The organism is Dactylosporangium thailandense (genome assembly GCF_059739745.1).
Genome location: NZ_AP029195.1, coordinates 8,856,819 through 8,882,584, shown reverse-complemented (window position 1 = coordinate 8,882,584; position 25,766 = coordinate 8,856,819). Strand labels below are relative to the sequence as shown.

Genomic DNA, 25,766 nt, shown 5'->3' with positions numbered 1-25,766 from the left:
ACGGACGGTTATGCGGACGGTTATTGTGCGCGGGTGACCACGACGGCGCCGGATCCGCAGCGGGTGCGGGAGGCGAGCCTCGAGGAGCTGCACCGCCTGCGGCTCCCCCTTCCCCCGCCCGACTTCCCGCTGGTCTGGGAGCCGGGGGACCATATCGAGCTGCGCCCCGGGCCGGAGATCGAGGCCCGGGCCGCATGCCTGAACGTCGTGCTCGCCCGGGCCTGGGGCATGCCGCCCGAGCTGGGCGTGCAGTGGCTGGCCGAGGCGCGGCTGATCGACCGGCTCACCCCGCCGGAGTGGCGGTTCGTGGCCGACGGCGACGGCGACGAGCGTGCGTTCGCCCTGCACGTGGAGGCCCTCTTCGCCCTGGCGTGGCTGCTGGGCATCGCGATGGACCTCGACCCGCTGCGGGGCGCCGCCGACGGGCTCATGGAGCGGCTGCCCGGCCTGGCCCAAGGGGAGAGCTTCGCGGCCTGGCGCCGGCGCACCCTGGCCGCCCCGCGCCCGGTCGCCGACGCGGCCCGCCAGCTCGACCTGTATTACTGCCTGGACTGGTCGCTGCGGGAGTGCGCGCTGCGGCGCCTGCCCCTGCCCGGGCAGGTCGACGCGGGGGCGGCGGGGCAGCGGCGGTGGGCGCTGGAGTGGGCGGTGGTCTTCACCGGGCCGTATCACGGGGCGGCGCCGAGCTGGGAACAGGTCGATCTCAGCACGTAACGGCGCATGACTCGGGTCCGCGGGGGTGCGGACCGTCGCTCCCGCCAGGCACCGCTCGGCGCTGCGCGCCTTCGCTGCCAGGTCCGCCGCTGGTCACCCACCATCCAGCTTCAGTCCTGCGGGCACGGGCGCCACACGGTGAGGTCGACGTCGAGGGTGGCGGAAATCGGCTCCGGCGCTGGTCGCCGCGGTCCGGCTTCAGTCCTGCGGGCGCGGGCGCCACACGGTGAGGTCGACGTCGAGGGTGGCGCGGATCGGCTCCGGCGCTGGTCGCCGCGGTCCGGCTTCAGTCCTGCGGGCGCGGGCGCCACACGGTGAGGTCGACGTCGAGGGTGGCGGAAATCGGCTCCGGCATCTCCTCCAGCGCCGCGCGGATCTTGTCCGGGTCGGTGTGCCACGCGCTCGGACCCATCCCGACCAGGGCGAACGCGTCGGCGCGGCCGAGGGCGAGCGGGGCCCGGACCCGCCGGGCCTCGCTGCGGCCGAACCAGGGGTCGAGGCTGCGGTGCAGGCGCTCGCCCTTGGCCGGGTCGACGCGGATCAGGCCGAGCGCGTCGACGAGCTCGGCCAGGTGAGCGGCGGCCGGGGTGGCCACCACCAGGGCTCCGTCCGGGTGCAGGACGCGCGCGAACTCGGCCCCGGAGCGGGGCGCGAAGACGTCGAGGATGACCGCGGCGGCGTGGTCGGCGACGGGCAGGCCCTGCCAGATGTCGGCGCGGACGGCCCCGATGCGGTCGCCGGCCCGGGCGGCGCGGCGCAGGGCGGGCTTGGAGGTGTCGATCGCGAGCCCGTCGCGCTCGCCGGCGGTCGCGGCGGCGAGGTAATGGGCCGTGCCGGCGCCGACCTCCACGACCAGGCCCGGCCGTTCGCGCGCGGCCAGCTCGGCCACGGCCGCGCTCAGGGCGCCGAAGTGGCCGGCGGCCAGCAGGGCCTCCCGGGCCGCGACCATCTCGGCCGTGTCGCCGGTGGGGGCGGGGCGGCCGGCGGTCAGATCGACGTACCCCTGCCGGGCGACGTCGAAGGAGTGCCCCTGCGGGCATCGCAGCGCCCGCTCGCCTGGGGAGAACGGGGCGCGGCACACGGGACAGCGCAGATGTGTGATGAGAGCGGGTCGCACCCTACTAGTGTCGTTGCATGGCTTCACTGGCTGTACCAACCATCGACGAGATCCGTCGCGCGCCCAAGGCCCTGCTCCACGACCATCTCGACGGGGGCCTGCGCCCCGCCACGATCCTGGACCTCGCGGCCGAGATCGGCCACGAGCTGCCGGCCGCCACCCCCGACGGGCTGGGGGAGTGGTTCGTCGCGGCGGCGGACTCGGGGTCGCTGGAGCGGTACCTCACCACCTTCGCCCACACCGTCGCGGTGATGCAGACCGCGGACGCGCTGCACCGGGTCGCCCGCGAGTGCGCGCTGGACCTGGCCGCCGACGGCGTGGTCTACGCCGAGGTCCGCTTCGCCCCCGAGCAGCACCTGGAGGCCGGGCTCACGCTGCCAGAGGTCGTCGAGGCGGTGCTGGACGGATTCCGGACCGGCTCGGCCGAGGCGGCCGCGACGGGCCGCCCGATCCGGGTCGGCACCCTGCTCACCGCGATGCGGCACGCGGCGCGCTCGATGGAGATCGCGGAGCTCTCCATCCGGTACCGTGATGCCGGCGTGGTCGGCTTCGACATCGCGGGCGCCGAGGCCGGCTTCCCGCCCACCCGGCACCTCGACGCCTTCGAATACCTCCAGCGCGAGAACTCACATTTCACCATTCACGCCGGCGAGGCGTTCGGCCTGCCCTCGATCTGGCAGGCGCTGCAGTGGTGCGGCGCGGACCGGCTCGGGCACGGCGTGCGCATCGTCGACGACATCGCTCACGACGACGACCAGAGCACCACGCTGGGGCGGCTGGCCGCGTACGTGCGGGACAAGCGCATCCCGCTCGAGCTGTGCCCCTCGTCCAACGTGCAGACCGGCGCGGCCGCCTCGATCCGCGAGCACCCGATCGGGCTGCTGCGCGACCTGCGGTTCCGCGTTACCGTCAACACGGACAACCGGCTCATGAGCGGCACCAGCATGTCGCGCGAGATGGCACTGCTGGTGGAGGCGTTCGGCTACGGCTGGTCGGAATTGCAATGGTTCACGGTGAATGCGATGAAGAGTGCCTTCATTCCGTTCGACGAGCGCCTCGCGCTGATCAATGACGTCATCAAGCCGGCGTACGCGAAGCTGCTGTGATGTCCGCATTTGTCACCGGTGATCATCCGGCTGTAGTCCAACCTTCTTCGCAAGTTCCGATTAAACGGACATATCCATAAAATTCGCACATAAGCCACAGCGGTAGACCTGGGCTTTCTTCTTGGCACGGGACATGGTGGAATCTCGGAGGTCTGGCCCAGTAGGGTCGGCCGGTCGCGGGTGCCTGCTGTTCCACAAGGCGCCGGTTCGGAGGGCGGTGAAGTGAGCAAACGGCCATCGACGCAAGAGCCGGTCTCGTCGCGTCTGCGTTTCCCGATCGGCCGGCTCCGGGACCTGCCGATCTGGTCGAAGCTCGGCCTCATCATGATCGTCCCGATCATCGCGACGATCGTGGTCGGCACCAACGGTCTCGTCGGCAACATCGGCGACGCGAACGACGCCGATCGGGCCCGCACCCTCTCCGGGCTGTCCGCCCAGGCCTCCGCCCTCGTGCACGAGCTGCAGAACGAGCGCGCGAACGCGACGATGCTGCTCGGCCAGCTCAACACCGACGCGGCCGTCGAGGCCCGCAGCGTCTTCGAGCGGCAGACCCAGAAGACCGAGGACGCGAGCCGGGACTACCAGCTGACCCGCTCCGGCCTGGCCGACCCGCCCGCGGACTTCCGCAAGCAGCTCGCCTCGATCGACACGCAGCTGCAGGACCTGCCCGGCATGCGCAAGCAGATCACCGAGGGCAGCAAGGACATCCTGGCCAGCACCGTCGTGGCGCGATACAAGTCGCTGGTCGACGACCTGCTCAGCATCCGTGACAGCTCGGCCGAGCTGTCGAACAACCCGTCGCTGGGCGCCGACATGCGCGCCGCGGCCGCCATCTCGGAGATGAAGGAGCAGGTGGCCCTGGAGCGGGTCGTCGGCATCCGGGCGCTCACGACGAAGGCGTTCACGCCGCAGCTGCGCAAGGAGTTCCAGGCCGCCCTGACCGGCCAGGAGCAGGCGGAGGAGCAGTTCCGCACCAACTCCCAGCCCTGGCACCGCGACGTGTTCGACAAGAAGCGCTCCGGCTCGGACCTCAAAGAGGCCGCCACCTTCGAGGGCATCCTCGGCCCGTTGACCACGGAGCAGCTGCCCGCCGAGGTCAACTTCACGGCCGCCGCGTGGGACAACGCCATGATCAACAAGGCGAACCTGCTGCGCGGCATCGAGATCGAGTTCGACGACCACAACATCGACGGCGCCACCGCGGCCCGCAACGACCTCCAGCGCCGGGTGCTCGTCACCGCCGGCGCGCTGCTGGGCATGCTGCTGCTGGCGATCCTCTTCGCCTGGATCGTGGCCCGGTCGATGGCCCGCTCGCTGCGCGAACTGCGCCACGGCGCGCTCACGGTCGCGCAGTTCGGCCTGCCCCAGGCGGTGCAGCGGCTGCGGGACCCCTCGCTGGCCACCCAGATGTCGCCGCACCAGCTGGCCCTGCAGATCGCCGAGCCGCTGCCGATCCGCAGCCGCGACGAGTTCGGCCAGGTGGCCGAGGCGTTCAACGCGGTGCACCTCGAGGCCGTGCGCACCGCGGCCGAGCAGGCCGCCCTGCGGGCCAGCGTCGCGACCATGTTCGTCAACCTCGCCCGCCGCTCCCAGATCCTGGTCGACCGGCTCATCGGTCACCTGGACCGGCTGGAGCGCGGCGAGGAGGACCCGGACCGGCTGGCCGAGCTCTTCCAGCTCGACCACCTGGCCACCCGGATGCGCCGTAACGACGAGAACCTCCTGGTCCTCGCGGGCGCCGACTCCACGCGCATCCAGCGCGAGCCGGCCCCGCTGATGGACGTGCTGCGCGCCGCGCAGTCCGAGGTCGAGCACTACACGCGCATCGAGTTCGGCATGATCGACCGCGACATCGAGATCGCGGCCCACTCGGTCAACGACATGGTCCACCTGGTCGCCGAGCTGCTGGACAACGCGACCGCGTTCTCCCCGCCGGACTCGGCCGTCATCGTCGAGGCCCGCCGCGTCGGCGACCGCGCCGTGCTGCTGGTCGAGGACCACGGCATCGGCATCTCGCCCGAGCAGCTCGCCGAGCTCAACGACCGGCTCGCCAATCCGCCGATGGTCGACGTGGCCGTCTCCCGGATGATGGGCCTCGTCGTGGTCGCCCGGCTGGCGGCCCGGCACGGGGTCAAGGTCGAGCTGCGGGCGGCGCGCGAGCGCGGCACCATCGCCGACATGACGCTGCCGGCCGGCGTGCTCGTGCCACGGGCGCTGTCCGGGCGCGCCGCCGCCGGGATGCCGACCGCCGGCATGCCCGCCGTCGGCCCCAACGACGTCGTGCAGGCCCGGCCGATCCAGTCGACCCCCGCGCCGCGCTCCCCGCTCGCCTCGCCGCTGGCGCTGGAGAGCGGCCCGACGCCGGGCGGTCTCGGCGGCGGCTTCGCGGGCGCCGGCACCGGCCTCTCCGGCGGCAACGGCGGCGGCCCGCGCTTCGGCACCCTGACCAGCAGCGGCCTCTTCGGCGGCGACCGGCCCGAGCGCAACGGCGCGGGCGGCCCCGGCACCGGGGAGCGCCCGACCGTCAACGGCTTCGCCAACGGCGCCCCGCCGCGCCCGGCCCCGCCCGCGCCCCCGGCCCGCCCGACGCTCCCGCCCTCGGGCGGCGACACCGGCGGCTTCCGGCGCGGGGACACCGACGGCGGCGGCTTCCGCCGCGGCGACACCGACGGCAGCGGCTTCCGGCGGGGCGACACGGGCGGCTTCCGCCGCGACGGCGCCGGCTTCGGCGGCCGCGACCCCGAGCGCGACACCGGCGGCCTGAGCCGCAACGGCTTCGGCGCGGACCGCCCGGCCGAGCGCAACGGCGGCCGCAACCTGCCGGCCTGGTCCGACCTCACCGGCGTCGGCGACGTCGGCGGCGAGGAGGCCTACCGGCGCGACCGCTCCGACGCGCCCGGCGGCCCGGGCGGGCTCAACCCGCTGCCCCAGCGTCGCGCCAACGAGGCGTGGCCGACCGAGGGTGAGGTGACCGACGCCGAGGAGGTGGGCGGTCCGATCCCGCGGCAGCGGCCCGGCTTCGGCGGCGGCCAGTTCGACGACGATCCCGCGTTCGGCGCCCCCGCGACGCAGAACGGGTTCTCCACCCCGCCGGCCGCCCAGCCGCCGGCGCCGTCGCCGTGGCCCACGGCCGAGCCCGAGCCGCAGCAGCGGACCGCGGCCGAGCCCTACGCCCCGGTCGACATGACCGCGGAGATTCCGCGCGTCCGGCTCGACTGGGACCCGGCGCCGAACGAGACCGAAGCCCAAGACTCCCGGCAGCGCTTCGTCGACGAGACGATGGAGCTGCCGATCTTCCGGGAGCTGGAGTCCGCCTGGTTCACGACCACGCGCCAGCCCCTGGGAGACCCGACGCCCCCGGCGCCCACCGCGGCCCCCGCTCCGGCTCCGGCCGCGGCGCAGCCGCCCTCGTCCGGCCCCCGGCCGGTCGAGGTCACGTACAGTGAGGCGCCCTCCCCATACGTCCCGCCGCAGCGATTTGAAACCCGCACTCCGGGTGAACCTTCGCGAGGTTCGGCCGACCGGGCGTCGAGCGGTTCGGCAGTAAACTGGCACACTGCGGCAGACGAAGGATGGCAAGCGGCAGCGGCAATCGCCGAGGCGCAGGAATTTGCGACGACCGACATGGGTTTGCCCAAGCGCGTGCCGATGTCGCAGCTGGTTCCGGGTGGCGTTGAGAAGAACACCACCGTTGCGCACAAGCGGACGCCGGAGTCCGTGCGCGGTCTGTTGTCGGCGTATCACCGAGGCGTTCAGCGGGGCCGCACGCGGTCCGACGACTCGACAACCCCGGAGCCGACTTCGGCCGGGCCTCAAAACTCGCAGGTTGGCAAGGAGCACGAGGCATGACATCTACGCAGGATCTCGGTTGGCTGCTAGCCAACTTCGCGGACCGAGTGCCGGGGGTCGCCCACGCGGTCGCCGTCTCGGCGGACGGTCTGCTGTTGGCTGCTTCTCGCGACCTGCCCCGCGACCGCGGCGATCAGCTCGCCGCGATCGCGTCCGGTCTGGTGAGCCTGACCCAGGGTGCGTCCCGCTGCTTCGAGGGCGGGGCCGTGCTGCAGACTGTGGTCGAAATGGACAATGGCTTTCTGTTCCTCATGTCGATCTCCGACGGTTCGTCGTTCGCGGTCCTCGCGGCCCGCGCCTGCGACGTCGGCCAGGTCGGCTACGAAATGGCATTGCTGGTCGACCGGGTCGGTGACGCTCTCACGCCACCGCCTCGCCCCACGGCCTCGATGCTCGGCTGAAGCTGAACTGAACTCGGTGACAGAGCAATATCCATTAGTGGCAACAACATACTCATTGGCTGCTTACGAGGCCCGACGAGTGAGGAGGTGAACGGCGAACATGGCCGAACGCGATGAGCCAACGGGCGCGTTGGTAAGGCCGTACGCCGTCACCCGAGGTCGCACCCGGCCCAAGCTGGAGATTGCGATCGAGGCGCTGGTCGAGACCACCGTGCGTGGCCGGGCGGCCAATACCAGGCCGGGTGGTGCTCACGGCCAGGAGCAGCAATACATTTCAACGCTTTGCGACGGGCGCCTGCAGTCTCTCGCCGAGATCGCGGCGCGCATGCAGCTTCCGCTGGGTGTCGCCCGCGTCATCGTGGCGGACATGGCTGCCGACGGACTGGTCGCGGTGTACGAGCCGACCTCGCTCGACGATAACGAGTCGGTGGGCACAGAACTGCTTGAGAGGGTGCTGAGTGGACTTCGGAGGCTCTGACGTGGCGCACCGCCCAGGGCGGGTCACGTCAGCGAAGATCGTCATCGCCGGCGGTTTCGGCGTGGGCAAGACCACACTGGTCGGCTCGGTCTCGGAGATCACGCCGCTGACCACCGAGGCCATCATGACCTCCGCCGGTGTCGGTGTGGATGACACCCGCAATGTGCCCGGCAAGACGACGACCACGGTCGCCATGGACTTCGGTCGTATCTCGATCGACCGGGACCTGATCCTGTACCTGTTCGGCACCCCGGGCCAGACCCGTTTCTGGTTCATGTGGGACGAACTCGTGCGGGGCGCGATCGGTGCGGTCGTGATGGTGGACACCCGGCGTCTGGCCGACTGTTTCGCCGCGATCGACTTCTTCGAGCACCGGCGGCTGCCCTACCTGGTGGCCATCAACTGCTTCGACGGCGTGCAGTACCACAACGCCGACGACGTGCGGGAGGCGCTCGCGATCTCGAGCGACGTTCCCGTGGTGTCGTGCGACGCTCGCTCCCGCGAGTCGACCAAGAACGTGCTCATCTCGCTCGTCGAGTACGTGCTGTCGATGCGCCGGAGCCGGGCGACCGCGCCGGCGTAGCACCCCGCAACACCCCACTCAGCCGTGGACGCGCACCGAGCACCCGTGAGGGTCGCCCGGTGCGCGTTTCCGTTGGCGGACTTCACGCTGCGTACCGTTCCGAGTGCGGAACGCGCCCGTTTCCGTTCTCCGGCCCGCTGAGCGATTCGTACCCCGTTCGGTGTGCCCGGTGTGCCCCGGCCCGGCCCGACGCCCTGGCGGCGCGCACAGACCGTCTGCACGGGCATTCGCGCGGTCATCCTCCGCCACATCCGCACGGGCGCCGGCCCCGGGACGCAACAGCGAGGGCCGCCCCCGGGATCGGGAGCGGCCCTCGACGCGCTGTGCGGTGCGGTGCCGGCTAGCGGCGGGCGGAGCGGTACTCGTACTCCCGCTCCTGGTAGTCCCGGCTCGCCTCGCGGCTGAAGTCCCAGCCGCCCGCCGACTCGCGCCCCGGCCGGCCGCCGACCGCGAAGCCGCCGACCTCCTGGCCCCGGCGCCAGCCGCGGAAGTAGCCCGTCGTGTGCGCCGCGATCTGGGCGGCGTCGCGCACGATGCGCAGCGGCCGCTCCGGGTTGTTCACCGGGGCGCCCGGCACCAGGTTCTGCTGCGGCACGCGGCGCGGAAGGCCGGAGTGGGTCTCGTCGCCGATCTCCGGCGCGGCGGCCCGCTGGGCCGCCTGCCACGCCGAGTCGTTCGAGTTCTCCCAGCTCGGGGTCGCGCGCGGGGCCGCGGTCTCGCCGGCGGACTCGGCGTCCGCGTCCCAGTCGGTGAACCAGGCCGAGCGGGCGGCCGCGAAGATCAGCAGGTCGCCGTCGCCCTCGTCGGCCGGCTTGGCGGCCTCGCGGTCGGCGGCCTGGGCGCGGCGGCTGCGGCCGGCACCGGTGCTGCGTGCGGTCGCGCGCTCCGCCGGGCGGTCCGAGTCGACCAGGCGCAGGGCCGGGGGCTCGAAGGGGAACTCGCCGCTGTACTCCCCGCTGAGCTCGTCCGGGTAGCCGGCCTTGAGCGCCGGGTCGGCCATCGGGGCCGGCTCGACGAGGCGCAGGCCCGCGGGCTCGAGCGGCAGCTCGCCCGTCTGCCACGGCGGGGGCACGCGGCCCTCGCGCTGGCGGGGCAGTTCGACGTGGCGCTCGGCCGGCGCCGGCCGGGACCGCTCGCTGCGCGGGATCTCGGTGCGCGCCCGCTCGGAGCGGGGAATCTCGGTGCGGGGGGTCTCGGTGCGCGCCCGCTCGGACCGCGGGATCTCCGTGCGCGAGGAGCGCGGGATCTCGGTGCGGGCCCGCTCGCTGCGCGCCGGCTGCTCGTCGTCCTGGCTGCGGTCCGCGTGGCGGGAGGCGGCACGGGTCGTCTGCGCGGCCTCCTGCTCGGCCCGGTCGCGCTCGGCGCGCCGCTCCGCCCGGGACAGCCCGGCAGAGGCGGCCGCCGCCGGGGACTCGGCCCGGGACCGGGTGGAGCGCTCGCCGTTGAGGGGCGGGAACTCGCCGGAGCCGAACGAGGACAGCGCGTCCGCCGCCGAGCCGCGCGAGGCCGGGGCCTCGGAGCCGCGGCGCGGGGGCAGGGCCGACTTCGCCGTGGCCTCGAGCGTCGCGTCCAGCGCCGAGAAGTCCGGCGGCTGCGGGATGTCGCTGAGCTTCGGCAGGCTGCTCAGCTCCGAGGGGGAGGCGAGCGGGTCGGCGCCGAACTTGTAGGCCGCGACCGAGGTCTCGGTGGTGGGCGCGTCCGACGGGCCGAGCGGCCAGCGGGAGGACGCGGCGCTCGCGGCACCGAGCGTCGGCGGCTCACCCAGCGCGGCGAGGTCGCTCAGGCGCGGGCCGCCGTCGAGGCCGCCGCCCGAGGTGGGCGCGGCCGGGGACGGGACCGAGGCGGCCGGCGGCGCGGAGGACGGGCCGGAGAGCGGGTCGTAGCCGTAGGAGTCGAAGCGCGGCATCTCGTGCGGCTCGGATCCGCCGATCAGCGGGGCGATGCCCGGCGGCGGGGGCGGCATGAGCGACGTGAACTGCGGCTCGCTGGACGACGACGTCGGCTGCGGCGGGATCACCGGGGTCGGCGCGACCGGCGGCGGGGCGACCGGGGCGGGGGCCACCGGCAGCGGCGCGACGGGCGTCGGCTGCGGCGGTGCGGGCTGCAGCGGGACCGGGATCGACTGCATCGAGGCCGGGGTCGGCGCCTGCGGCTGGTAGGTCGGGGGCACGGGCGGCGCGGGCGCGTACATCGGCGTCGGCGGCTGGTAGGCGGCCGGCTGGTACGGCGGCGGGGCGGGCGTGTATCCGGGCGGCGTCGAGGTGACCGGCGGCGCGGAGGTGACGCCGTAGGCCGGCGGGGCCGAGGGCACCGAACCGTAGACCGGCGGCGCGGAGGGCACCGACCCGTAGACCGGCGGCGCGGACGGCACCGACCCGTAGGCGGGCGGGGCCGACGGCACGTAGCCGGGCGGCGTGGAGACCACGGCCGGCGGGCCGGACACGACGGCGGGCGCGGAGCCGATGGTCGCCGGGGGCGCCGACACGACGGGCGGCTGGGCCTGGGTCGGCATGGTCGGCGCGTTCTGGGCGCGGCGGCGGCCGCCGGCGGCGCGGGAGGCCGAGGACTCCTCGGTCCGGGCCACCTCGGCGGCGCGGGCGGCCTCGGCGGCCCGGGTCGCGGCGCGGGAGCGGGTCGGCTGGGCCTCGCTCGCGGCGGCGGCCGGGCGGGCGTTGGAGGCGACGGCGGCGGCCCGGGAGCGCGACGGCGCGTCCTGGGCGGCGGCCGGACGCAGCGGGGTCGCCGGGGCCAGCGGGCCGGACGGCGCGCCGAGCGGGGCGCCCTGGTTCAGGGCGGCGGCGGGGCTGAGCGGCGTGGCCGGGCGCTGCCGGTTGGGCAGCGTGCGGTGGGCGGCCGGGCTCATCTTGTCGGCGAGCACCGCGACGAGCGCGGTGGCCGCGGCGTCGCCGGCCCGCACGGCCGCGACGGACTGCCGGATGGTCTCGGCGACCGCGGTGGTCATGGCCCGGTTGACGCCGGTGCGGCGCGGGGTCTCGGCGATCGCGACCCGCAGCGCGGTGATCGCCTCGCCCAGCGTGACGGCGTCGGCGACCCCGGCCTTGGCGAGCTCGGCGACGACCGCCTGGTCGCCCTTGCGGCCGTTGGCGCCGCCGCCGAGGATGCCCGGCTCGGGCAGCGCGTCGAGGATGGCCAGCGGGATCGACTCGGCCGGGTCCGGGTAGGCGCGCAGGGCCGCGGGGTAGAGCTCGCGGAGCACCTCGCGCAGCGTGGCCGCGGCGCTCTGCCGGCCGGAGACGACGGCGGCGTGCGCGGCGAGGACCGGCTTGAGCGGGAGCATGTCGCGCGGCGGGCTCTGGCCGACCGCGGAGAGGACACCGGCCTGCAGCGCCCGGGCGAGACCGACCGCGCGGCGCTCGGCGGCGTTGGACTGGATCTCCTCCGGCGACTCGTCGTCGGCGAAGCGCTCGGCGTAGTCGTCGGCCGAGTCGTCGTCGGTGAACGCGAGGTTGCGGCCGGCCGCGGTGAGCAGCTGGGTGACGACGTGGTCGTCGCTCTCGGCCGCGACCGCCACGGCGGAGGTGCCGCCGGAGCGCTGCGCCAGCAGAGCGCTGAGCTCGGCGTAGCCGCCGGCGTCGTCGCTCACTTCGCAGATGTCGATGAGTCGGCCGGCGTCGTCGACGACCGCGACGGTCAACCAGATGTCGGAACCCGACTGCGGCTCGGCGGGGTCAGCCGACGCCAGACCGCAGTACACCCGAACGAGCGCCACCGCGTCGTCCTCCTCTCGGGACATCAGTTGAGCTTTCGTCACGTCGGCGGGGACTGTCCCGGCGCCCCGCCGTCGTGTTGCCGCAGGTCAAACTGAACGACCTCTAGTGAACAGGTTGACGGCCGGTGACGCGATCAGCCGAAACGGCTGAATGCCCCATTGGCTGATCGTCGTCCACCGTCGCCACCCGTCCGGCTAGGAGCCGGGTCGGGCCCGCCGTGCCAAAATGCCCACGGCTTAGATCCTGTCGGTCACAAATCAATCACGCCAGTCCACGGCGGCAGAAATTTTGCCGATAATCGTCCGCCAGCCGAGGGCCGCCTGTTGTGCCCCGATTTTCTTGAGCCGGCGCTTGGCGAAGAAACCGCCCATGCCGCCCGCCGCCGCAGCTCGCAGGCCCTCGTCGAGGTCGTCGAGCGGGGAGCCGGGGGACAGCGCCGTGCGGACCGGCTCGAGCCGCAGGGCGTAAGCAAGGTCACGTGCCGCCTCGCCCGCGGCGAGCAGCAGATCGGTGTCCCAGGCGTCCTGGCCGCCGCGGAGGTTCTCCACCACGAGGTCGAGCTCGTAGTGGTTCTCGTCGGTGGGCACGACCGCCGCGACCGTGATGCGCTTGCGCAGGCTCTCCCAGGTGTCGAGCTGGGTGAGGTCGTGCTCGGCGTCGCTCTTGACGAACTCGACCAGGCCCTCGACGGAGCGGAAGAGCAGCAGCTTGCCGCGGTGGGAGAGGAACGCCGGAACCTCCTCGGGCTCCGCCTCCTCTTCCTCCTCCTCTTCTTCGTCCTCGTCCTCGTCGTTCTCCGCCTCGGCGTCCTCGGCGTCCTCGTCGTCGGTGTCGGCCGGCTTGTCCGAGTCCTTGTCGAGCTCCGCGACCTCGTCGGATTCGTCAGATTCGTCGGAATCCGCGTCATCCTTCTTCGCGGGCTTCTTCCGGGACTTCGCGGATGAAGCTTCCACGGCGGCCGGCTCGGGCTCCTCGTCCTCGAACAGCTCCGCGTTCTCGAGGATGACGACGCGATCGTCGTCCTCGTCCTCCGCCGGGCGCCGGTGGAGGATCGCGAAGTCGTCCTCCTCCTCGTCGACCTCGGTCGGGGTCAGCTCGGTGTTGAGCCGGTAGGCCCGCAGCGTGAAGCCGACGCCCTTGAGCAGCGCGATCTCGACGGGCTCGATGCGCACGTCGTTCCACATCGCGTCGGCCTGGGCCGAGCGCTCGCGGCCGCCCTCCTCCTCGTCGAAGTCGGCGTCGTCCTCGGCGTCGTCGTCCTCGACGGCATCGACATCGTCGTCGATCTCAGTGTCGGCCAGGGCGTCGACGTCGGCGTCGGCCGAGGCTTCCTCGATGTCCTCCTCCACCGGCTCGGGCTTGGCCGGACGCGAGGATGCGGGCCGGGAAGACCGGGAAGACTGGCGGGCCACTGTGACCTCCGTAGTCGGGCTCGGCGTGCGGGCACACCAGGGCGTGTGTGGCCTCGCGCACAAAACACCCTAGTGTGCACCGTCTGCGGCGGTCAGACCCCCTTGGGGTGCCAGACCGTCTTGATCTCCAGCAGCGAGACCATGCGGGAAACGCCGGGGTCGGCGCCCCAGTCCGGAGTGCTCGGCCGGATCACCCGCTTCAGGTTCTCCGCCGCGGCCGCCTCCAACTCCTTCGCCAGTGTGGCGTCCGTCACACCCGTGAGATCGATGGCGTTCACGTCCATGTGCGCGGCGAGCCAGGGCGCCATCTCCGCGACCGAGCCCGTCAGCAGGTTGACCACGCCGCCGGGCAGGTCGGAGGTGGCGAGCACCTCGGCCAGGGTCACGGCCGGCAGGGGCCGGTCGGGCGCGGCGAGCACGACGACCGTGTTGCCGGTCACGATCGCGGGCGCGATCACGCTCACGAGCCCCAGCAGCGACGAGTCGGCCGGCGCGACGATCCCGACGACGCCGGTCGGCTCCGGGGCGGAGAGGTTGAAGTAGGGTCCCGCGACCGGGTTGGCCCCGCCGTGCACCTGAGCGATCTTGTCGGCCCAGCCCGCATACCAGACCCAGCGGTCGATGGCGGCGTCGACGAGGGAAGCGGCGTCGTCCTCGAACTGCGCCACCTCCTCGGCGAACTGCGAGCGGCGGCCCTCCAGCATCTCCGCGATCCGGTAGAGGATCTGCCCGCGGTTGTACGCGGTCGCCCCGGACCACTTGCCCACGGCCGCCCGGGCCGCCTTCACGGCGTCACGGACGTCCTTGCGGGAGCCGAGCGCGGCGTTGGCGAGGAACTCGCCCGAGGCCGACTGCACCTGGTAGGACCTCCCCGACTCGCTGCGGGGGAACGCGCCCCCGATGAACAGCTTGTACGTCTTGCGGACGGCCAGCCGGCCTTCAGTGCTCAAGGTAGGCCTCCAGCCCGTGCCGGCCGCCCTCGCGGCCGTAGCCCGACTCCTTGTACCCGCCGAAGGGCGAGGTGGGGTCGAACTTGTTGAACGTGTTGGCCCACACCACGCCGGCCCGGAGCCGGTCCGCGATCTGCAAGATGCGTGAGCCCTTCTCGGTCCAGACGCCGGCCGAGAGCCCGTACGGCGTGTTGTTGGCCTTCTCGACCGCCTCGTCCGGCGTGCGGAACGTCAGCACCGACAGCACCGGCCCGAAGATCTCCTCCCGGGCGATCCGGTGCGCCTGGGTGACCCCGGTGAAGATCGTCGGGGCGAACCAGAACCCGCGCTCGGGCAGCTCGCACGGGGCCGACCAGCGCTCGGCCCCCTCCTGCTCGCCGACCTGCGACAGCTCCCGGATGCGGGCCAGCTGGGCGGCGGAGTTGACCGCGCCGACGTCGGTGTTCTTGTCCAGCGGGTCGCCGACGCGCAGCAGCGCCATGCGGCGCTTGAGGGCGGCGAGGAAGTCCTCGGCGATCGACTCCTGCAGCAGCAGGCGCGAGCCCGCGCAGCACACGTGGCCCTGGTTGAAGAAGATGCCGTTGACCACGCCCTCGACCGCCTGGTCGACGGCCGCGTCGTCGAAGACGATGTTCGCGGCCTTCCCGCCGAGCTCGAGGGTCAGCCGCTTGTCCGTGCCGGCGACCGCGCGCGCGATCGCCCGCCCGACCTCGGTCGAGCCGGTGAAGGCGACCTTGTCGACGCCGGGGTGCTCGACCAGCAGCCGGCCGGTCTCGCCCGCCCCGGTGACGATGTTGACGACGCCCGGCGGCAGCTCGGCCTGGCGGCAGATGTCGGCGAAGAGCAGCGCGGTCAGCGGCGTGGTCTCGGCCGGCTTGAGCACGACCGTGTTGCCCGCGGCCAGCGCCGGGGCGATCTTCCAGGCGAGCATGAGCAACGGGAAGTTCCACGGGATGACCTGGGCCGCGACGCCGAGCGGGCGCGGGTCGGGCCCGAAGCCGGCGTAGGAGAGCTTGTCGGCCCACCCGGCGTAGTAGAAGAAGTGGGCGGCGACCAGCGGGATGTCCACGTCCCGCGACTCGCGGATCGGCTTGCCGTTGTCCAGCGACTCCAGCACCGCCAGCTCGCGGCCGCGCTCCTGGATGATCCGGGCGATGCGGAAGAGGTACTTCGCCCGATCCCGCCCGGGCATCGGCCCCCACACGGTGTCGAAGGCGTGCCGGGCGGCGCTCACCGCGGCGTCGACGTCGGCCGCGTCGGCGCACGCGATCTCGGCGAGGGTCTCCTCGCTGGCCGGGTTGATCGACTTGAACGGCTCGCCCTTGCCGTCGACGAACTCGCCGCCGATGAACAGGCCGTAGGACGAGGCGATGTCGACGATGGCGCGCGATTCGGGCGCCGGGGCGTAGGAGAAGTCCATCGCTAGTCCAGGGTGAAGTAGTCGGGGCCGCTGTAGTGGCCGGTGGCGAGCTTGGTGCGCTGCATGAGCAGGTCGTTGAGCAGCGTGGAGGCGCCGAAGCGGAACAGGTCGGGGTCGAGCCAGTCGGGCCCGGCGGTCTCGTTGACCATCACGAGGTACTTGATCGCGTCCTTGGCGGTCCGGATGCCCCCGGCCGGCTTGACGCCGATGACCCGCCCGGTCTCGGCCCGGAAGTCGCGCACCGCCTCGAGCATGACCAGCGTCACCGGCATGGTCGCGGCGGGCTGCACCTTGCCGGTGGAGGTCTTGATGAAGTCGGCGCCGGCCAGCATCGCCAGCCAGGAGGCGCGCCGCACGTTGTCGAGGGTGGCCAGCTCCCCGGTCTCGAGGATGACCTTGAGGTGGGCGTCCCCGCAGGCCTCCTTGACCGCCGCGATCTCGTCGTGGACCTCGGCGTAGCGGCCGGACAGGAACGCGCCGCGGGAGATCACCATGTCGATCTCGTCGGCCCCGTCGGCGACCGCGGCCCGGGTGTCGGCCAGCTTGACCGCGAGCGGGGCCTGGCCGGAGGGGAACGCCGTGGCGACGCTGGCCAGGTGGACCTTCGAGCCGCGCAGGGCCTCCGCGGCGGTGGCGATCATGGCGGGGTACACGCAGATGGCGGCGGCGCTCGGGCAGCTCGCGTCGGCCGGGTCGGGGCGCACCGCCTTGGCGCACAGGGCGCGCACCTTGCCCGGCGTGTCCGAGCCCTCCAGCGTGGTGAGGTCGACCATCCGGATCGCCAGGTCGAGCGCCTGGGCCTTGGCCGTGGTCTTGATCGATCGGGTGCCCAGCATCGCGGCGCGTTGCTCGGCGCCGACCTGGTCGACTCCCGGCAGGCCGTGCAGGAAGGTCCGCAGCGCGCCTTGTGAACGCGGCGTGACCTCGGCGGTGAGGCTCATGGGGAAAATACTAGGCTCTCGCATCGTGGACGTACTCGTGGTGGATCACCCCCTGGCCAAGTCGCGGCTGACCGCGATGCGCGACGAGCGCACCGACAACGGCTCGTTCCGGGCCGCGCTGCACGAGCTCACGACGATGCTCGTGTACGAGGCGGCCCGCTCGTTCGCCACCGAGCAGTTCCCGGTCAAGACGCCGGTCGCGACGACCGAGGGCACCCGCCTGGCCAACCCGCCGCTGCTCGTGCCGGTGCTGCGGGCCGGGCTGGGCATGTCCGACGCCGCGCTGGCGCTGCTGCCGGAGTCGTCCATGGGGTTCGTGGGGCTGGCGCGCGACGAGCACACGTTCGAGCCACGCGCCTACATGGAGTCACTGCCCCGCGACCTGTCCGGCATCCCGGTGCTGGTCCTCGACCCGATGCTGGCCACCGGCGGCTCCCTGGAGCACTGCGTGCGGCTGCTGGTCGACCGCGGTGCGACCGACATCACGGTGCTGTGCGTGCTCGCGGCGCCGGCCGGCATCGAGCGCCTGGCCAACTCCGGGCTGCCGATGCGCCTGGTCACCGCGGCGATCGACGAGCGGCTCAACGAGCACAAGTTCATCGTCCCGGGCCTGGGCGACGCGGGCGACCGGCAGTTCGGCGGCATGCCGCGCTTCGGCGATTCTTAAAGAATTGCTTAAGAAAGGTCGCCGTAACGAGGGATTACGGCGGCCGAGCCCTTGAACGGGTGAACGGGTCCGGCCTTACGGTTGCCCGCGATGAAATACCGGAAGAAGCTCCTGCTCGCGGCCACGATCCTGCTGGCCCTCGCCGGCTCCGGCGCGATCGCCTCGGCGACGCTGCGGGAGCCGGTGGCGGGGTTGCGCGAGGCCGAAGCCCGCCAAGGGCTCCAGGCCCGCACGACGCCCACGGCCGAGAACAAGCAGCGCCGCTGTGTCGTCGACGCCAAGCTCGTGCCGAGTTGCGGGCTGCTGTGGGGCGTCGCGCCCGGCGCGTTCACGGACCTCTCGTCCGGCCAGGCCCTGCGCAACTTCGAGAGCACGACGGGCCGCCCGGCCGACATTCTGCACTCGTACCACCGCGGCGACGAGGTCTTCCCGACCGCCGACGAGATCGCCGCGGTACAGCAGCCGAGAAAACGCATCCTGTTCGCCAACTGGAAGGTCGCCTGGGACACGACCTGGGCGAACGTGGCCGCCGGCGACGAGGACGCGCGCATCGACAAGGCGGCCGCGCGGTTCCGGGCGTTTCCGGGGACCATGTTCCTGGCGCTGCACCACGAGCCCGAGAACGACGTGCGCTCGGGCGGCGGGATGACGGCCCGCGACTATGCCGCGATGTTCCGCCACACCGTGCAGCGGCTGCGCGCCGACGGGGTGCGCAACGTGGTCTTCGTGCTCGTCTACATGGCCTACCAGCCGTGGTGCGAGAAGGACTGGTTCGCCGACCTGTACCCGGGCGACGACGTCGTGGACTGGATCGGCATGGACCCGTACCTGTTCGCCAAGCCCGGCGGCTACGGCTACGGCGACTTCTCGCACCTGGTCAACCACACGTCGAATCCGGCGGTCTGGCCCGGCTTCTACTCCTGGGTGACGAAGACGCACGGCAGCAAGCCGCTCATGGTCGCGGAGTGGGGCGTCTACGAGCACACCGCCGACCCGGCCCAGAAGGCCTGGATCTTCTCGACCGTCGCCCAGCAGATCGGGAGGTTCCCGGCAATCCGGGCGCTGGTCTACTTCGACTCGCCGAACGCGCCGAAGGGCGACACGCGCCCGGACTCGTCCCAGCCCGCGCTGAGCGAGTTCCGCAAGCTGGCCGAGTCGCAGGTCTTCTCGGTCACGCTCTAGGCCGAGCGGTCGCTAGAGCCCAAGCGCCTCCGCCGTCTGCGTGCGCAGGGCGACGAGGGATGCGGCGGCCCGCTCCCGGGCCCCGGCGATGTCGCCGCCGGCGACGGGCTCGACGACCTCGAGATAGGCCTTCAGCTTCGGCTCGGTCCCGGACGGCCGGACCACGACCCGGGTGGTTCCGGCCCGCAGGATGAGCACGTCGGACTCGGGCAGCCGGTCCTCGATCGAGTTCACCGGCTCGTCGAGCAGCTCGGCCGGCGGGCGGGAGCGGATGGTGGCCATCATCTCCGTGATCTCGGCGAGGTCCTCGACGCGCACCGAGAGCTGGTCGGTGGCGTGCACCCCGTGGCGCAGCGCCAGCTCGTCCAGCCGGTCGCCGAGCGTGCGCAGCTCCGCCTTGAGCCCGGCGGCGAGCTCGCAGACCAGCAGGGCGGCGGTGATGCCGTCCTTGTCGCGCACCAGCCCGGGGGCGACGCAGTAGCCGAGCGCCTCCTCGTAGCCGTAGACCAGATCGGCTCCGTTGTCGCCGGCCCGCACGATCCACTTGAAGCCGGTCAGCGTCTCGCCGTAGGGCAGCCCCCGGTCCGCGCACATGCGGGACAGCAGGCTGGAGGAGACGATGGTGGTCGCGTAGCGGCCGTGCACCCCGCGGCGCATGAGATGGTCGGCGAGCAGCACCCCGACCTCGTCGCCGCGCAGCTGCCGCCACACCTCGCCGCTGCGGAAGGCGACCGCGCACCGGTCGGCGTCGGGGTCGTTGGCGATGGCGATGTCGGCGCCCTCCCGCGCGGCGAGCGCCAGCAGCAGGTCGGAGGCGCCGGGCTCCTCCGGGTTGGGGAAGGCCACGGTCGGGAAGTCGGGGTCGGGCTCGGCCTGCTCGGCGACGACGGACGGGGCCGGGTAGCCGGCCGCGGCGAGCGTGGCCTCGAAGACCTCGCGGCCGACGCCGTGCATGGGGGTGTAGGCCACGGCCAGGTCCCGCGGCACCTCCGGGTCGATCACCCCGACCGCGGCGTCGACGTATTCGCGCACGATCTGCTCGCCGAGCACCTCGCCGGGCGGGCCGAGCGGCACGTCGCCCAGCGGACCGACCTCGCGGATCGCGCGTTCGATCCCGGCGTCGGCGGGCGGGACGAGCTGGGCTCCGTCGTGGAGGTACACCTTGTAGCCGTTGTCCTGCGGCGGGTTGTGGCTCGCGGTGACCATCACCCCCGCCACGGCATCGTGGCGGCGCACGGCGAAGGCGAGCAGCGGGGTCGGCAGGGGCCGGGGCATGAGCAGCGCCCGGCGCCCGGCACCGGTCGCGACCCGGGCGGTCTCGACGGCGAAGGCGTGCGAGCCGTGCCGGGCGTCGTAGCCGATGACCAGCGGCCGGTCGTCGGGCCCGGCGGCCTGGGCGGCGAGCCAGCGCACCAGCCCGGCCGCGGCGCCGCGCACGACCGCGAGGTTCATCCCGTTGGGCCCGGCCCGCAGCGGCCCGCGCAGGCCCGCGGTGCCGAAGCGCAACGGGCCGGCGAACCGGTCCGCCAGCTCGGTCTCGTCGTCGAGCACGGCCCGCAGCTCGTCCTGGCTCGCCGGATCGGGATCGTCGGCGAGCCAGGCTTCAGCCGCGGAGCGGAGGGATGCGGTCATCTGCCTTTCATAACACGCGTCAGCCGCCGGTCGGCGGCGTCAGCTTGAAGGAACTGACCATCGCGTCGAAGATCGCCTTGCTCTCGGCGAACCGGGCGTCGGGGACGGTCACGAAGAAGTGGTACGCCTTGCCGTTGGCCACGACGGCGTCCCAGAGGGCGTGGCGCAGGTGGTCGCCGGAGCCGCAGGTGTACTCCAGCACCGCCGACGCCTGCCCGTCGAGCTTGGCGTCGGTGAGGTCGACCCGCGCATACGGGCTCTCGCAGCTGCCCGGCGTGGACTTGAGCCGGCTCTCGGCCGACTCCAGGAAGGCGCGCGGGGCGGCCGACGTCTTGTCGATGTTGACCCGGATGCGCCGGTTGGCGTCGGCCGGGTCGGTGATGTCGAAATACGGCGCGGCGGCCGTGCCCAGCTTGGTGACCTTCCAGCCCTTGGGCACGCTGACCGTGATGCCGCCCGGGTGGGTGAACGGCTCCACATCGAACGCCGGCCCGGCCGGGGCGCTGGAGCCGCCCGCGTTGGGCAGCCCGTTCTTGCCGCCGTCGTCGCCGGAGAACAGCCCGGCCGCGGCCCCGATGCCGAGGAAGAGCACGAGCGCCAGCCCGGCCGCGATCCCGGCCTTGGCCAGGGTCGGCAGCGCCTTGACCTTCGCCACCAGGCCGGCGCCGCCGCCGAAGGTCGTGCCGGGGCTGGGCGGGGTGGCCGTGGTCGGGCCCTGGGCCCAGTCGTCCTGGGCGTATTCGGGCGCATACGCGTTGTAGGCGTCGGCCCCGGTGCGCTCCAGCTCGGCGTCGTGCGGGGCCCCGCTCGGGGCGGGTGCGCCGGAGTGCATCCGCCGCATCGCGCCGCTGACCGTCTCGCCGGGGGCCATCATCGCCCGCCCGCCGATCTGGCCGGTCGGCTGCTGCGGGTGGACCATCGTGGGCTGGTGGGCCGGGCGGACCACCGCGTAGGGGTCGGTCATGTGCGCCGGCGCGTTGCTGGCCAGCGGGCCGGCGAGCAGGTCGCGCAGCACGGCGCGGGCCGTCTCCACGTTCCAGCGGCGGGCCGGGTCCTTCTCCAGCAGCCCGTAGAGCACCCCGGCCAGCGGCCCGGCGCGCATCGACTGCGCCGGCGGCTCCTCCACGACGGCCCGCATCGTCTCGAACGGGTCGCGCTTGTCGAACGGCGGGCGGCCCTCGACGGCCGTGTACAGCGTCACGCCGAGCGAGAACAGGTCGCTCGGGGGCCCGAACTTGGCCCCGATGGCGCGCTCGGGCGAGATGAAATGCGGCGAGCCCAGCACCATGCCGGGCGTCGTGAGCTCGCTGTCGGTGGGCATGCGGGCCACGCCGAAGTCGGTGAGCACGCAGCGGCCGTCGCCGCAGATGAGCACGTTGGCCGGCTTCACGTCGCGGTGCAGCACCCCGGCGGCGTGGGCCACCTCGAGCGCGCCGAGCAGCGCGATGCCGATCTTGGCGACCGCCCGGGCCGCGAGCGGGCCGTCCTCGACGATCATCTCGGCGAGGCTGCGCGCCTGGAGCAGCTCCATGACGATCCACGGGCGGCCGGCCTCGGTCACCACGTCGTACACCTGCACGACCGACGGATGCGACAGCGCGGCGGCGGCGCGGGCCTCACGCAGGGTCCGCTGATACATCGAGTCGCGGTCGCTCGGGGCGAGGCCCGGCGGGAGGATCACCTCCTTGACCGCCACGTCACGGCGCAGCAGCGTGTCGCTCGCGCGCCAGACGGTGCCCATGCCGCCGTGTCCGATGGCGGTGCGCAGGGCGTAGCGCCCGCCGATCACGACTCCGGGCGCGGCGCGCTGCCCCGGAACCGGGGGCGCGGTGGAGCCCGGCTCGCGCGCTTCGCGGGCGGGTCCGTTGGAGGGGGAGTCGGAGCCGTGCGCAGGTTCGCGCCCGGCTCCGGCCGAGGCCAGAGCACCGGTGGGTGGCAGGGGCTCGCCATGCCACGTCGGAAGCTGAGTCACAGGCAGTTAACCGTCATGGGGAGGGGGAAGGTTGACTTCTCGCCCCACTATCTTGCTTGCTCTCGCCCGTCGAAGAAAGGTGGGGTCCGCTCCTTCACCGTACCGTGACCCGCGGACAACCGACCGTGCCGATCATGTCGCCCTGCGGACGGTCGCAGGATTGAAAGCGTTCATCCGGGGAACCTGGACAGACGGATGGAGCGTCTACGCAGGAGACGGAAACCATTCGGGAACATCGGCGACTCGGCTTTGCTGGATTCTCGATCTCGCCTGCCGATAGACGGACGAGGGGTGCGTCGCCGGTCCTGTGGTCCGTGCCACCCTGCGACGTCTTCCGTCACTGTGTGTTGAACCGTGGCGACGCAGGTCGCGGAACTAGTGCGAAAACTTATCGCGACACCGCGTGACCGCGACGGCGGTCGCGCGTTAGAGGAGATGAGGTGACGCCTGCAGTTTCGCGCCTTTAGCTGCGGTTAAGTGACGCTCAGCTATTCCGGCATCACGAGAATGATGTTGCGCTGCGTCACCTTCACCCGGTTAGTCTGTCCATGGCACGCATGGGGCGGGCCGCTCCATTAGACCGAAATAGAGAACTCACCGTGACGAGAGCGCTGACGTTGACCGAAGCCGCCGCTGCGGCGCGCCCGGTCGGCAAGTTGACGTCGTCGAGGGCCGAGCGTCTGTCCGATGGCTGGCCCGAGACCCCACCCGGGGCCGATCCACTGCCCGGACAGCTCGATCGCTGGCTCGCCTCGCGGGGGGCCGAGCTGGTAGCGATCCGGCGTCACATCCACGCGCACCCCGAGCTGTCCGGCCAGGAGTTCGAGACGGCCGCGCTCGTCGCCCGCGAGCTGACCCGGGCCGGCCTGTCGCCGCGCCTGCTGCCCAAGGGCAACGGCGTCATGTGCGACATCGGCCACGGTGACCGCGTCATCGCGCTGCGGGCCGACCTCGACGCGCTGCCGCTGCCGGACACCAAGGACGTGCCCTACCGCTCGACCGTCGACAACGTCTGCCACGCCTGCGGCCACGACGTGCACACGACGGTCCTGCTCGGCGTCGGCCTGGCCCTGGCCCAGCTGGCCGAGCGCGGCGAGCTGCCCGGCCGGGTCCGGCTGCTGTTCCAGCCGGCCGAGGAGACCATGCCGTCCGGCGCCCCCGAGGTCATCGCGGCCGGCGCGCTCAAGGACGTCGCGGCCATCTTCGCGCTGCACTGCGCGCCCCACCTGCCCGTCGGCCTGGTCGGCGTGCGCTCCGGCCCGTTCACCGCGGCCGCGGACAAGATCGAGGTCCGGCTGACCGGCCGCGGCGGGCACACCGCCCGCCCGCACCTGACCGCCGACCTGGTGCACGCCCTCGGCCGCATCCTCGTCGACGTGCCGTCGCTGCTGGACCGCAAGCTCGACGCGCGGGCCGGGGTCTCGATGGTGTGGGGCGCGGTGCGGGCCGGCGAGGCCGCCAACGCCATCCCGATCGAGGGCATGGCCCGGGGCACGATCCGGGTGCTCAGCCGCGAGGCCTGGCAGGAAGTGCCGGAGCTGGTCACCAAGCTCGTCCACGACGTCATCGCGCCGACCGGGGCCGACGTCGAGGTGACGTACACCCGCGGCGTCCCGCCCGTGGTCAACGACCGGATCGCCACCGCGATCATCGCGGGCGCGGCCGGCGCGGCGCTCGGGCCGGACCGCGTGGTCGAGGCCGAGATCAGCATGGGCGGCGAGGACTTCGCGTTCTACCTGGAGAACATCCCCGGCTCGATGATCCGGCTCGGCACCGGCATCCCGGGCTCGGAGGCGAAGTTCGACATCCACCAGTCCGCGTTCGACGTCGACGAGCGGGCGATCGGCCACGGCGTGCGGATCATGGTCCACACCGCGCTCGCGGCACTGAGCGCCGGGGCGTTCTAGCAAGGTTTCGGACAGCGAAGGTCGTCCACGTCTGGTACCACACCAGACGTGGTCACCGAGCTGCGCGTGCACGGCGTCACCGGCTCCCCGGCCGAGGACGTGCTGGACCGGCCCCTGCTGCGCCGGGTCGCCGGGGACACCGACGCGGGCTTCTTCCGCCCGCGGGCCGAATACGGCGCCGTCACCGGGCCCGGGGGCGCCACGCTGGAGGCCTACCGCTGGGGCAACCTGACCGCCGGCGCCGCCGCCCGGGCGCTCTGGCTGCTGTTGCTGCCGTTCATGTTCGCCAACGTCGCGCTGTGGCTGCGCCCGGCGACCCGGCCGGGCCCCCGGGCCGCGATCCGGGCCCTGGTGCGCGTCTACGCGCTGTCGATGACCGCCTCCTTCGTGCTGTCGTTCGTCGAGGTCGCCGTCGACCTCGTGGGCTGGCAGTGCGCGAGTCTGCCGCGCTGCCTGCGGGGCCGCGGCTATCTGGCGCTCTTCGCCGACGGGTTCTTCGCCACCCCGAGCCGCCGCCTGGCGCTCGCCGCGCTCGGGCCCGTGCTCGCCATCGCGCTCCTGTGGTTCCTGGGGCGGCGGACGTGGGCGCGGTACGAGGCCTTCCCCGCCCAGACCGAGGGCGACGGCGACGGGCTGGCCCACCCGTGCTTCTGGAACGGCAAGCCGCTCGTCGGCCGGCTCCGCTCCCTGCACATCGCGTTCGCGTTCGCCACGCTGGACGCGATCCTGCTGGGCAACCTCCTGCCGCACGGCTGGCCCGGCCCCGGCCTCGCGCTCGCCGCGCTGACCGGCCTCGTGCTCGTGCTGTGCGTGCTCGCGGTGGCCGTGCGGGCCGTGGTCGACCGCGACAACCCGGCCCCGTGGGCGACGCCGGGCACCCGGCTGCTGAGCCACGCCGCCGTCGCCCTGACCGTGCTCGTGCTCGGCTACGCGCTGCTGCCCCGCGACCCGTGGACGGCCGGCGGCCGGCTGCCGGTGCTCGGGGGCACCATCACCGGGCTGTTCGCGGCGCAGGTCCTGCTCATGATCGTGCTCGGCGCCGTGGTGCTGGCCAGCCGCCCGCGCGGGACGTTCCTGCAGGGCCTCGCCGGGCCGCTCATCGCCAGCGCCGGGCTCGGCGTCGCGGTCGCGTTCTCGGCCGGCCTGGCCTACCGGGCCGCGGACTTCCTCGACCGCCGCTCCCGCCCGTCGTCGGCCGACTACGCCGCCTGGCAGCCGCTGCAGCCGCCGCCCGCCTACGAGTGGGCCGCGGCCGGGTTCGTGCTGCTGCTCGGGCTCACCGTCGTGGTGGCCCTGGCCGGTGGGCTTCCGCTGGTGCGGCGGCTGCGCAGGGACGCCCGGGCGGTCACCGACGCCGACTTCGACGGCGGGCGCGAGCGGGACGCGGACCGGGCCCGGCAGATCGACCGGGCCGTGGCCGACGCGCGCGTGACCGACCACATCGGACGGATGCTCGTGTGGGTGTTCATCCCGGCGGCGACGGCGGCCGTGGCCGCGACGGGCTTCGCGATCGCCGCGCGGCGCCCGATCAGCCTGTTCCCGTCCGGCTCGGCCGGGGCCGAGGTGATCTCCTTCGCGGTCAACCTCGGCACCTACCTCATCGGCCTGTCCGCGCTCGCGCTCGTGCTCATCGGCGTGCTCGCCTACCGTTACCAGCGCTTCCGCCGGATCGTCGGCGTGCTGTGGGACCTGGGCACCTTCTGG

The 25,766-nt window shown here is 73.2% G+C and carries 17 protein-coding genes; 9 read left to right on the top strand and 8 right to left on the bottom strand.

What is annotated here, in order from left to right; genetic code table 11:
- Window positions 1-33 precede the first annotated feature (33 nt).
- Complete coding sequence (locus AC6JBM_RS39425) at window positions 34-714, top strand: DUF4272 domain-containing protein (protein ID WP_497978945.1); 681 nt, start codon at window positions 34-36, stop codon at window positions 712-714.
- Window positions 715-1,000: 286 nt separating this feature from the next.
- Here AC6JBM_RS39425 and AC6JBM_RS39420 read toward each other — a convergent pair whose 3' ends face one another.
- Window positions 1,001-1,831, bottom strand: coding sequence for a putative RNA methyltransferase (locus AC6JBM_RS39420; protein ID WP_497978944.1), 831 nt, complete (start codon window positions 1,829-1,831; stop codon window positions 1,001-1,003).
- Between the two features lie 17 nt (window positions 1,832-1,848).
- Here AC6JBM_RS39420 and AC6JBM_RS39415 point away from each other — a divergent pair, with 17 nt between their 5' ends.
- From AC6JBM_RS39415 to AC6JBM_RS39395, 5 genes are all read left to right on the top strand, one after another.
- Window positions 1,849-2,937, top strand: coding sequence for an adenosine deaminase (locus AC6JBM_RS39415; protein WP_497978943.1), 1,089 nt, complete (start codon window positions 1,849-1,851; stop codon window positions 2,935-2,937).
- Window positions 2,938-3,159: 222 nt separating this feature from the next.
- Window positions 3,160-6,786, top strand: coding sequence for a sensor histidine kinase (locus AC6JBM_RS39410; RefSeq protein WP_497978942.1), 3,627 nt, complete (start codon window positions 3,160-3,162; stop codon window positions 6,784-6,786).
- On the top strand, window positions 6,783-7,187 hold the full coding sequence (locus AC6JBM_RS39405; protein WP_033358336.1) for a roadblock/LC7 domain-containing protein: 405 nt from the start codon (window positions 6,783-6,785) through the stop codon (window positions 7,185-7,187). Before AC6JBM_RS39410 ends, AC6JBM_RS39405 begins: the two co-directional genes overlap by 4 nt.
- Window positions 7,188-7,287: 100 nt before the next feature.
- Window positions 7,288-7,665, top strand: a complete 378-nt coding sequence (locus AC6JBM_RS39400) for a DUF742 domain-containing protein (RefSeq protein ID WP_350611831.1) — start codon at window positions 7,288-7,290, stop codon at window positions 7,663-7,665.
- Window positions 7,646-8,248 carry a GTP-binding protein gene (locus AC6JBM_RS39395; RefSeq protein WP_433083288.1) on the top strand — a complete coding sequence of 201 codons (603 nt, stop codon included), beginning with the start codon at window positions 7,646-7,648 and terminating at the stop codon, window positions 8,246-8,248. The genes AC6JBM_RS39400 and AC6JBM_RS39395 overlap by 20 nt, the downstream gene beginning before the upstream one ends.
- 340 nt (window positions 8,249-8,588) lie before the next feature.
- Here the strand turns inward: AC6JBM_RS39395 and AC6JBM_RS39390 are convergent, their stop codons facing one another.
- The 5 genes from AC6JBM_RS39390 to deoC all read right to left on the bottom strand — a co-directional run bounded on the left by AC6JBM_RS39390 (window position 8,589) and on the right by deoC (window position 16,702).
- Complete coding sequence (locus tag AC6JBM_RS39390) at window positions 8,589-12,002, bottom strand: hypothetical protein (RefSeq protein WP_497978941.1); 3,414 nt, start codon at window positions 12,000-12,002, stop codon at window positions 8,589-8,591.
- 234 nt (window positions 12,003-12,236) lie between these two features.
- Window positions 12,237-13,328: a SatS C-terminal domain-containing protein gene (locus AC6JBM_RS39385; RefSeq protein WP_497978940.1), complete on the bottom strand. Its 1,092-nt coding sequence runs from the start codon at window positions 13,326-13,328 to the stop codon at window positions 12,237-12,239.
- A gap of 155 nt (window positions 13,329-13,483) precedes the next feature.
- Window positions 13,484-14,341 carry an aldehyde dehydrogenase family protein gene (locus AC6JBM_RS39380; protein ID WP_497978939.1) on the bottom strand — a complete coding sequence of 286 codons (858 nt, stop codon included), beginning with the start codon at window positions 14,339-14,341 and terminating at the stop codon, window positions 13,484-13,486.
- Complete coding sequence (locus AC6JBM_RS39375; RefSeq protein ID WP_497978938.1) at window positions 14,331-15,761, bottom strand: aldehyde dehydrogenase family protein; 1,431 nt, start codon at window positions 15,759-15,761, stop codon at window positions 14,331-14,333. Before AC6JBM_RS39375 ends, AC6JBM_RS39380 begins: the two co-directional genes overlap by 11 nt.
- 2 nt (window positions 15,762-15,763) lie before the next feature.
- Window positions 15,764-16,702 (bottom strand): deoxyribose-phosphate aldolase, encoded by a 939-nt coding sequence (gene deoC, locus AC6JBM_RS39370; RefSeq protein ID WP_497978937.1) that lies wholly within the window; start codon window positions 16,700-16,702, stop codon window positions 15,764-15,766.
- 25 nt (window positions 16,703-16,727) lie between these two features.
- On the opposite strand from deoC, the gene upp reads away from it, so the two are divergent.
- Together upp and AC6JBM_RS39360 are read left to right on the top strand one after the other, a co-directional pair.
- A complete protein-coding gene (gene upp, locus AC6JBM_RS39365; protein WP_350611824.1) occupies window positions 16,728-17,369 on the top strand; it encodes a uracil phosphoribosyltransferase in 642 nt (213 codons plus the stop codon).
- Window positions 17,370-17,459: 90 nt separating this feature from the next.
- Window positions 17,460-18,551: a glycoside hydrolase family 26 protein gene (locus tag AC6JBM_RS39360; RefSeq protein WP_497978936.1), complete on the top strand. Its 1,092-nt coding sequence runs from the start codon at window positions 17,460-17,462 to the stop codon at window positions 18,549-18,551.
- A gap of 12 nt (window positions 18,552-18,563) precedes the next feature.
- Here AC6JBM_RS39360 and AC6JBM_RS39355 read toward each other — a convergent pair whose 3' ends face one another.
- Entirely contained in the window at window positions 18,564-20,183 is a 1,620-nt protein-coding gene (locus AC6JBM_RS39355) for a phospho-sugar mutase (protein ID WP_497978935.1), read from the bottom strand.
- Window positions 20,184-20,202: 19 nt separating this feature from the next.
- The gene (locus AC6JBM_RS39350; protein WP_497978934.1) at window positions 20,203-21,972 is read right to left on the bottom strand and encodes a serine/threonine-protein kinase; all 1,770 of its coding nucleotides are present in this window, start codon (window positions 21,970-21,972) and stop codon (window positions 20,203-20,205) included.
- A 731-nt stretch (window positions 21,973-22,703) separates the two neighbouring features.
- On the opposite strand from AC6JBM_RS39350, the gene AC6JBM_RS39345 reads away from it, so the two are divergent.
- Entirely contained in the window at window positions 22,704-24,062 is a 1,359-nt protein-coding gene (locus AC6JBM_RS39345; RefSeq protein WP_497978933.1) for an amidohydrolase, read from the top strand.
- The last annotated feature ends 1,704 nt before the right edge of the window (window positions 24,063-25,766 follow it).

Coding starts and splice junctions, on each gene's coding strand:
- AC6JBM_RS39360 (WP_497978936.1), top strand. CDS start 17,460: ATGAAATACCGGAAGAAGCTCCTGCTCGCGGCCACGATCCTGCTGGCC.
- deoC (WP_497978937.1), bottom strand. CDS start 16,702: ATGAGCCTCACCGCCGAGGTCACGCCGCGTTCACAAGGCGCGCTGCGG.
- AC6JBM_RS39415 (WP_497978943.1), top strand. CDS start 1,849: ATGGCTTCACTGGCTGTACCAACCATCGACGAGATCCGTCGCGCGCCC.
- AC6JBM_RS39375 (WP_497978938.1), bottom strand. CDS start 15,761: ATGGACTTCTCCTACGCCCCGGCGCCCGAATCGCGCGCCATCGTCGAC.
- AC6JBM_RS39355 (WP_497978935.1), bottom strand. CDS start 20,183: ATGACCGCATCCCTCCGCTCCGCGGCTGAAGCCTGGCTCGCCGACGAT.
- AC6JBM_RS39400 (WP_350611831.1), top strand. CDS start 7,288: ATGGCCGAACGCGATGAGCCAACGGGCGCGTTGGTAAGGCCGTACGCC.
- AC6JBM_RS39405 (WP_033358336.1), top strand. CDS start 6,783: ATGACATCTACGCAGGATCTCGGTTGGCTGCTAGCCAACTTCGCGGAC.
- AC6JBM_RS39390 (WP_497978941.1), bottom strand. CDS start 12,002: ATGTCCCGAGAGGAGGACGACGCGGTGGCGCTCGTTCGGGTGTACTGC.
- AC6JBM_RS39345 (WP_497978933.1), top strand. CDS start 22,704: ATGGCACGCATGGGGCGGGCCGCTCCATTAGACCGAAATAGAGAACTC.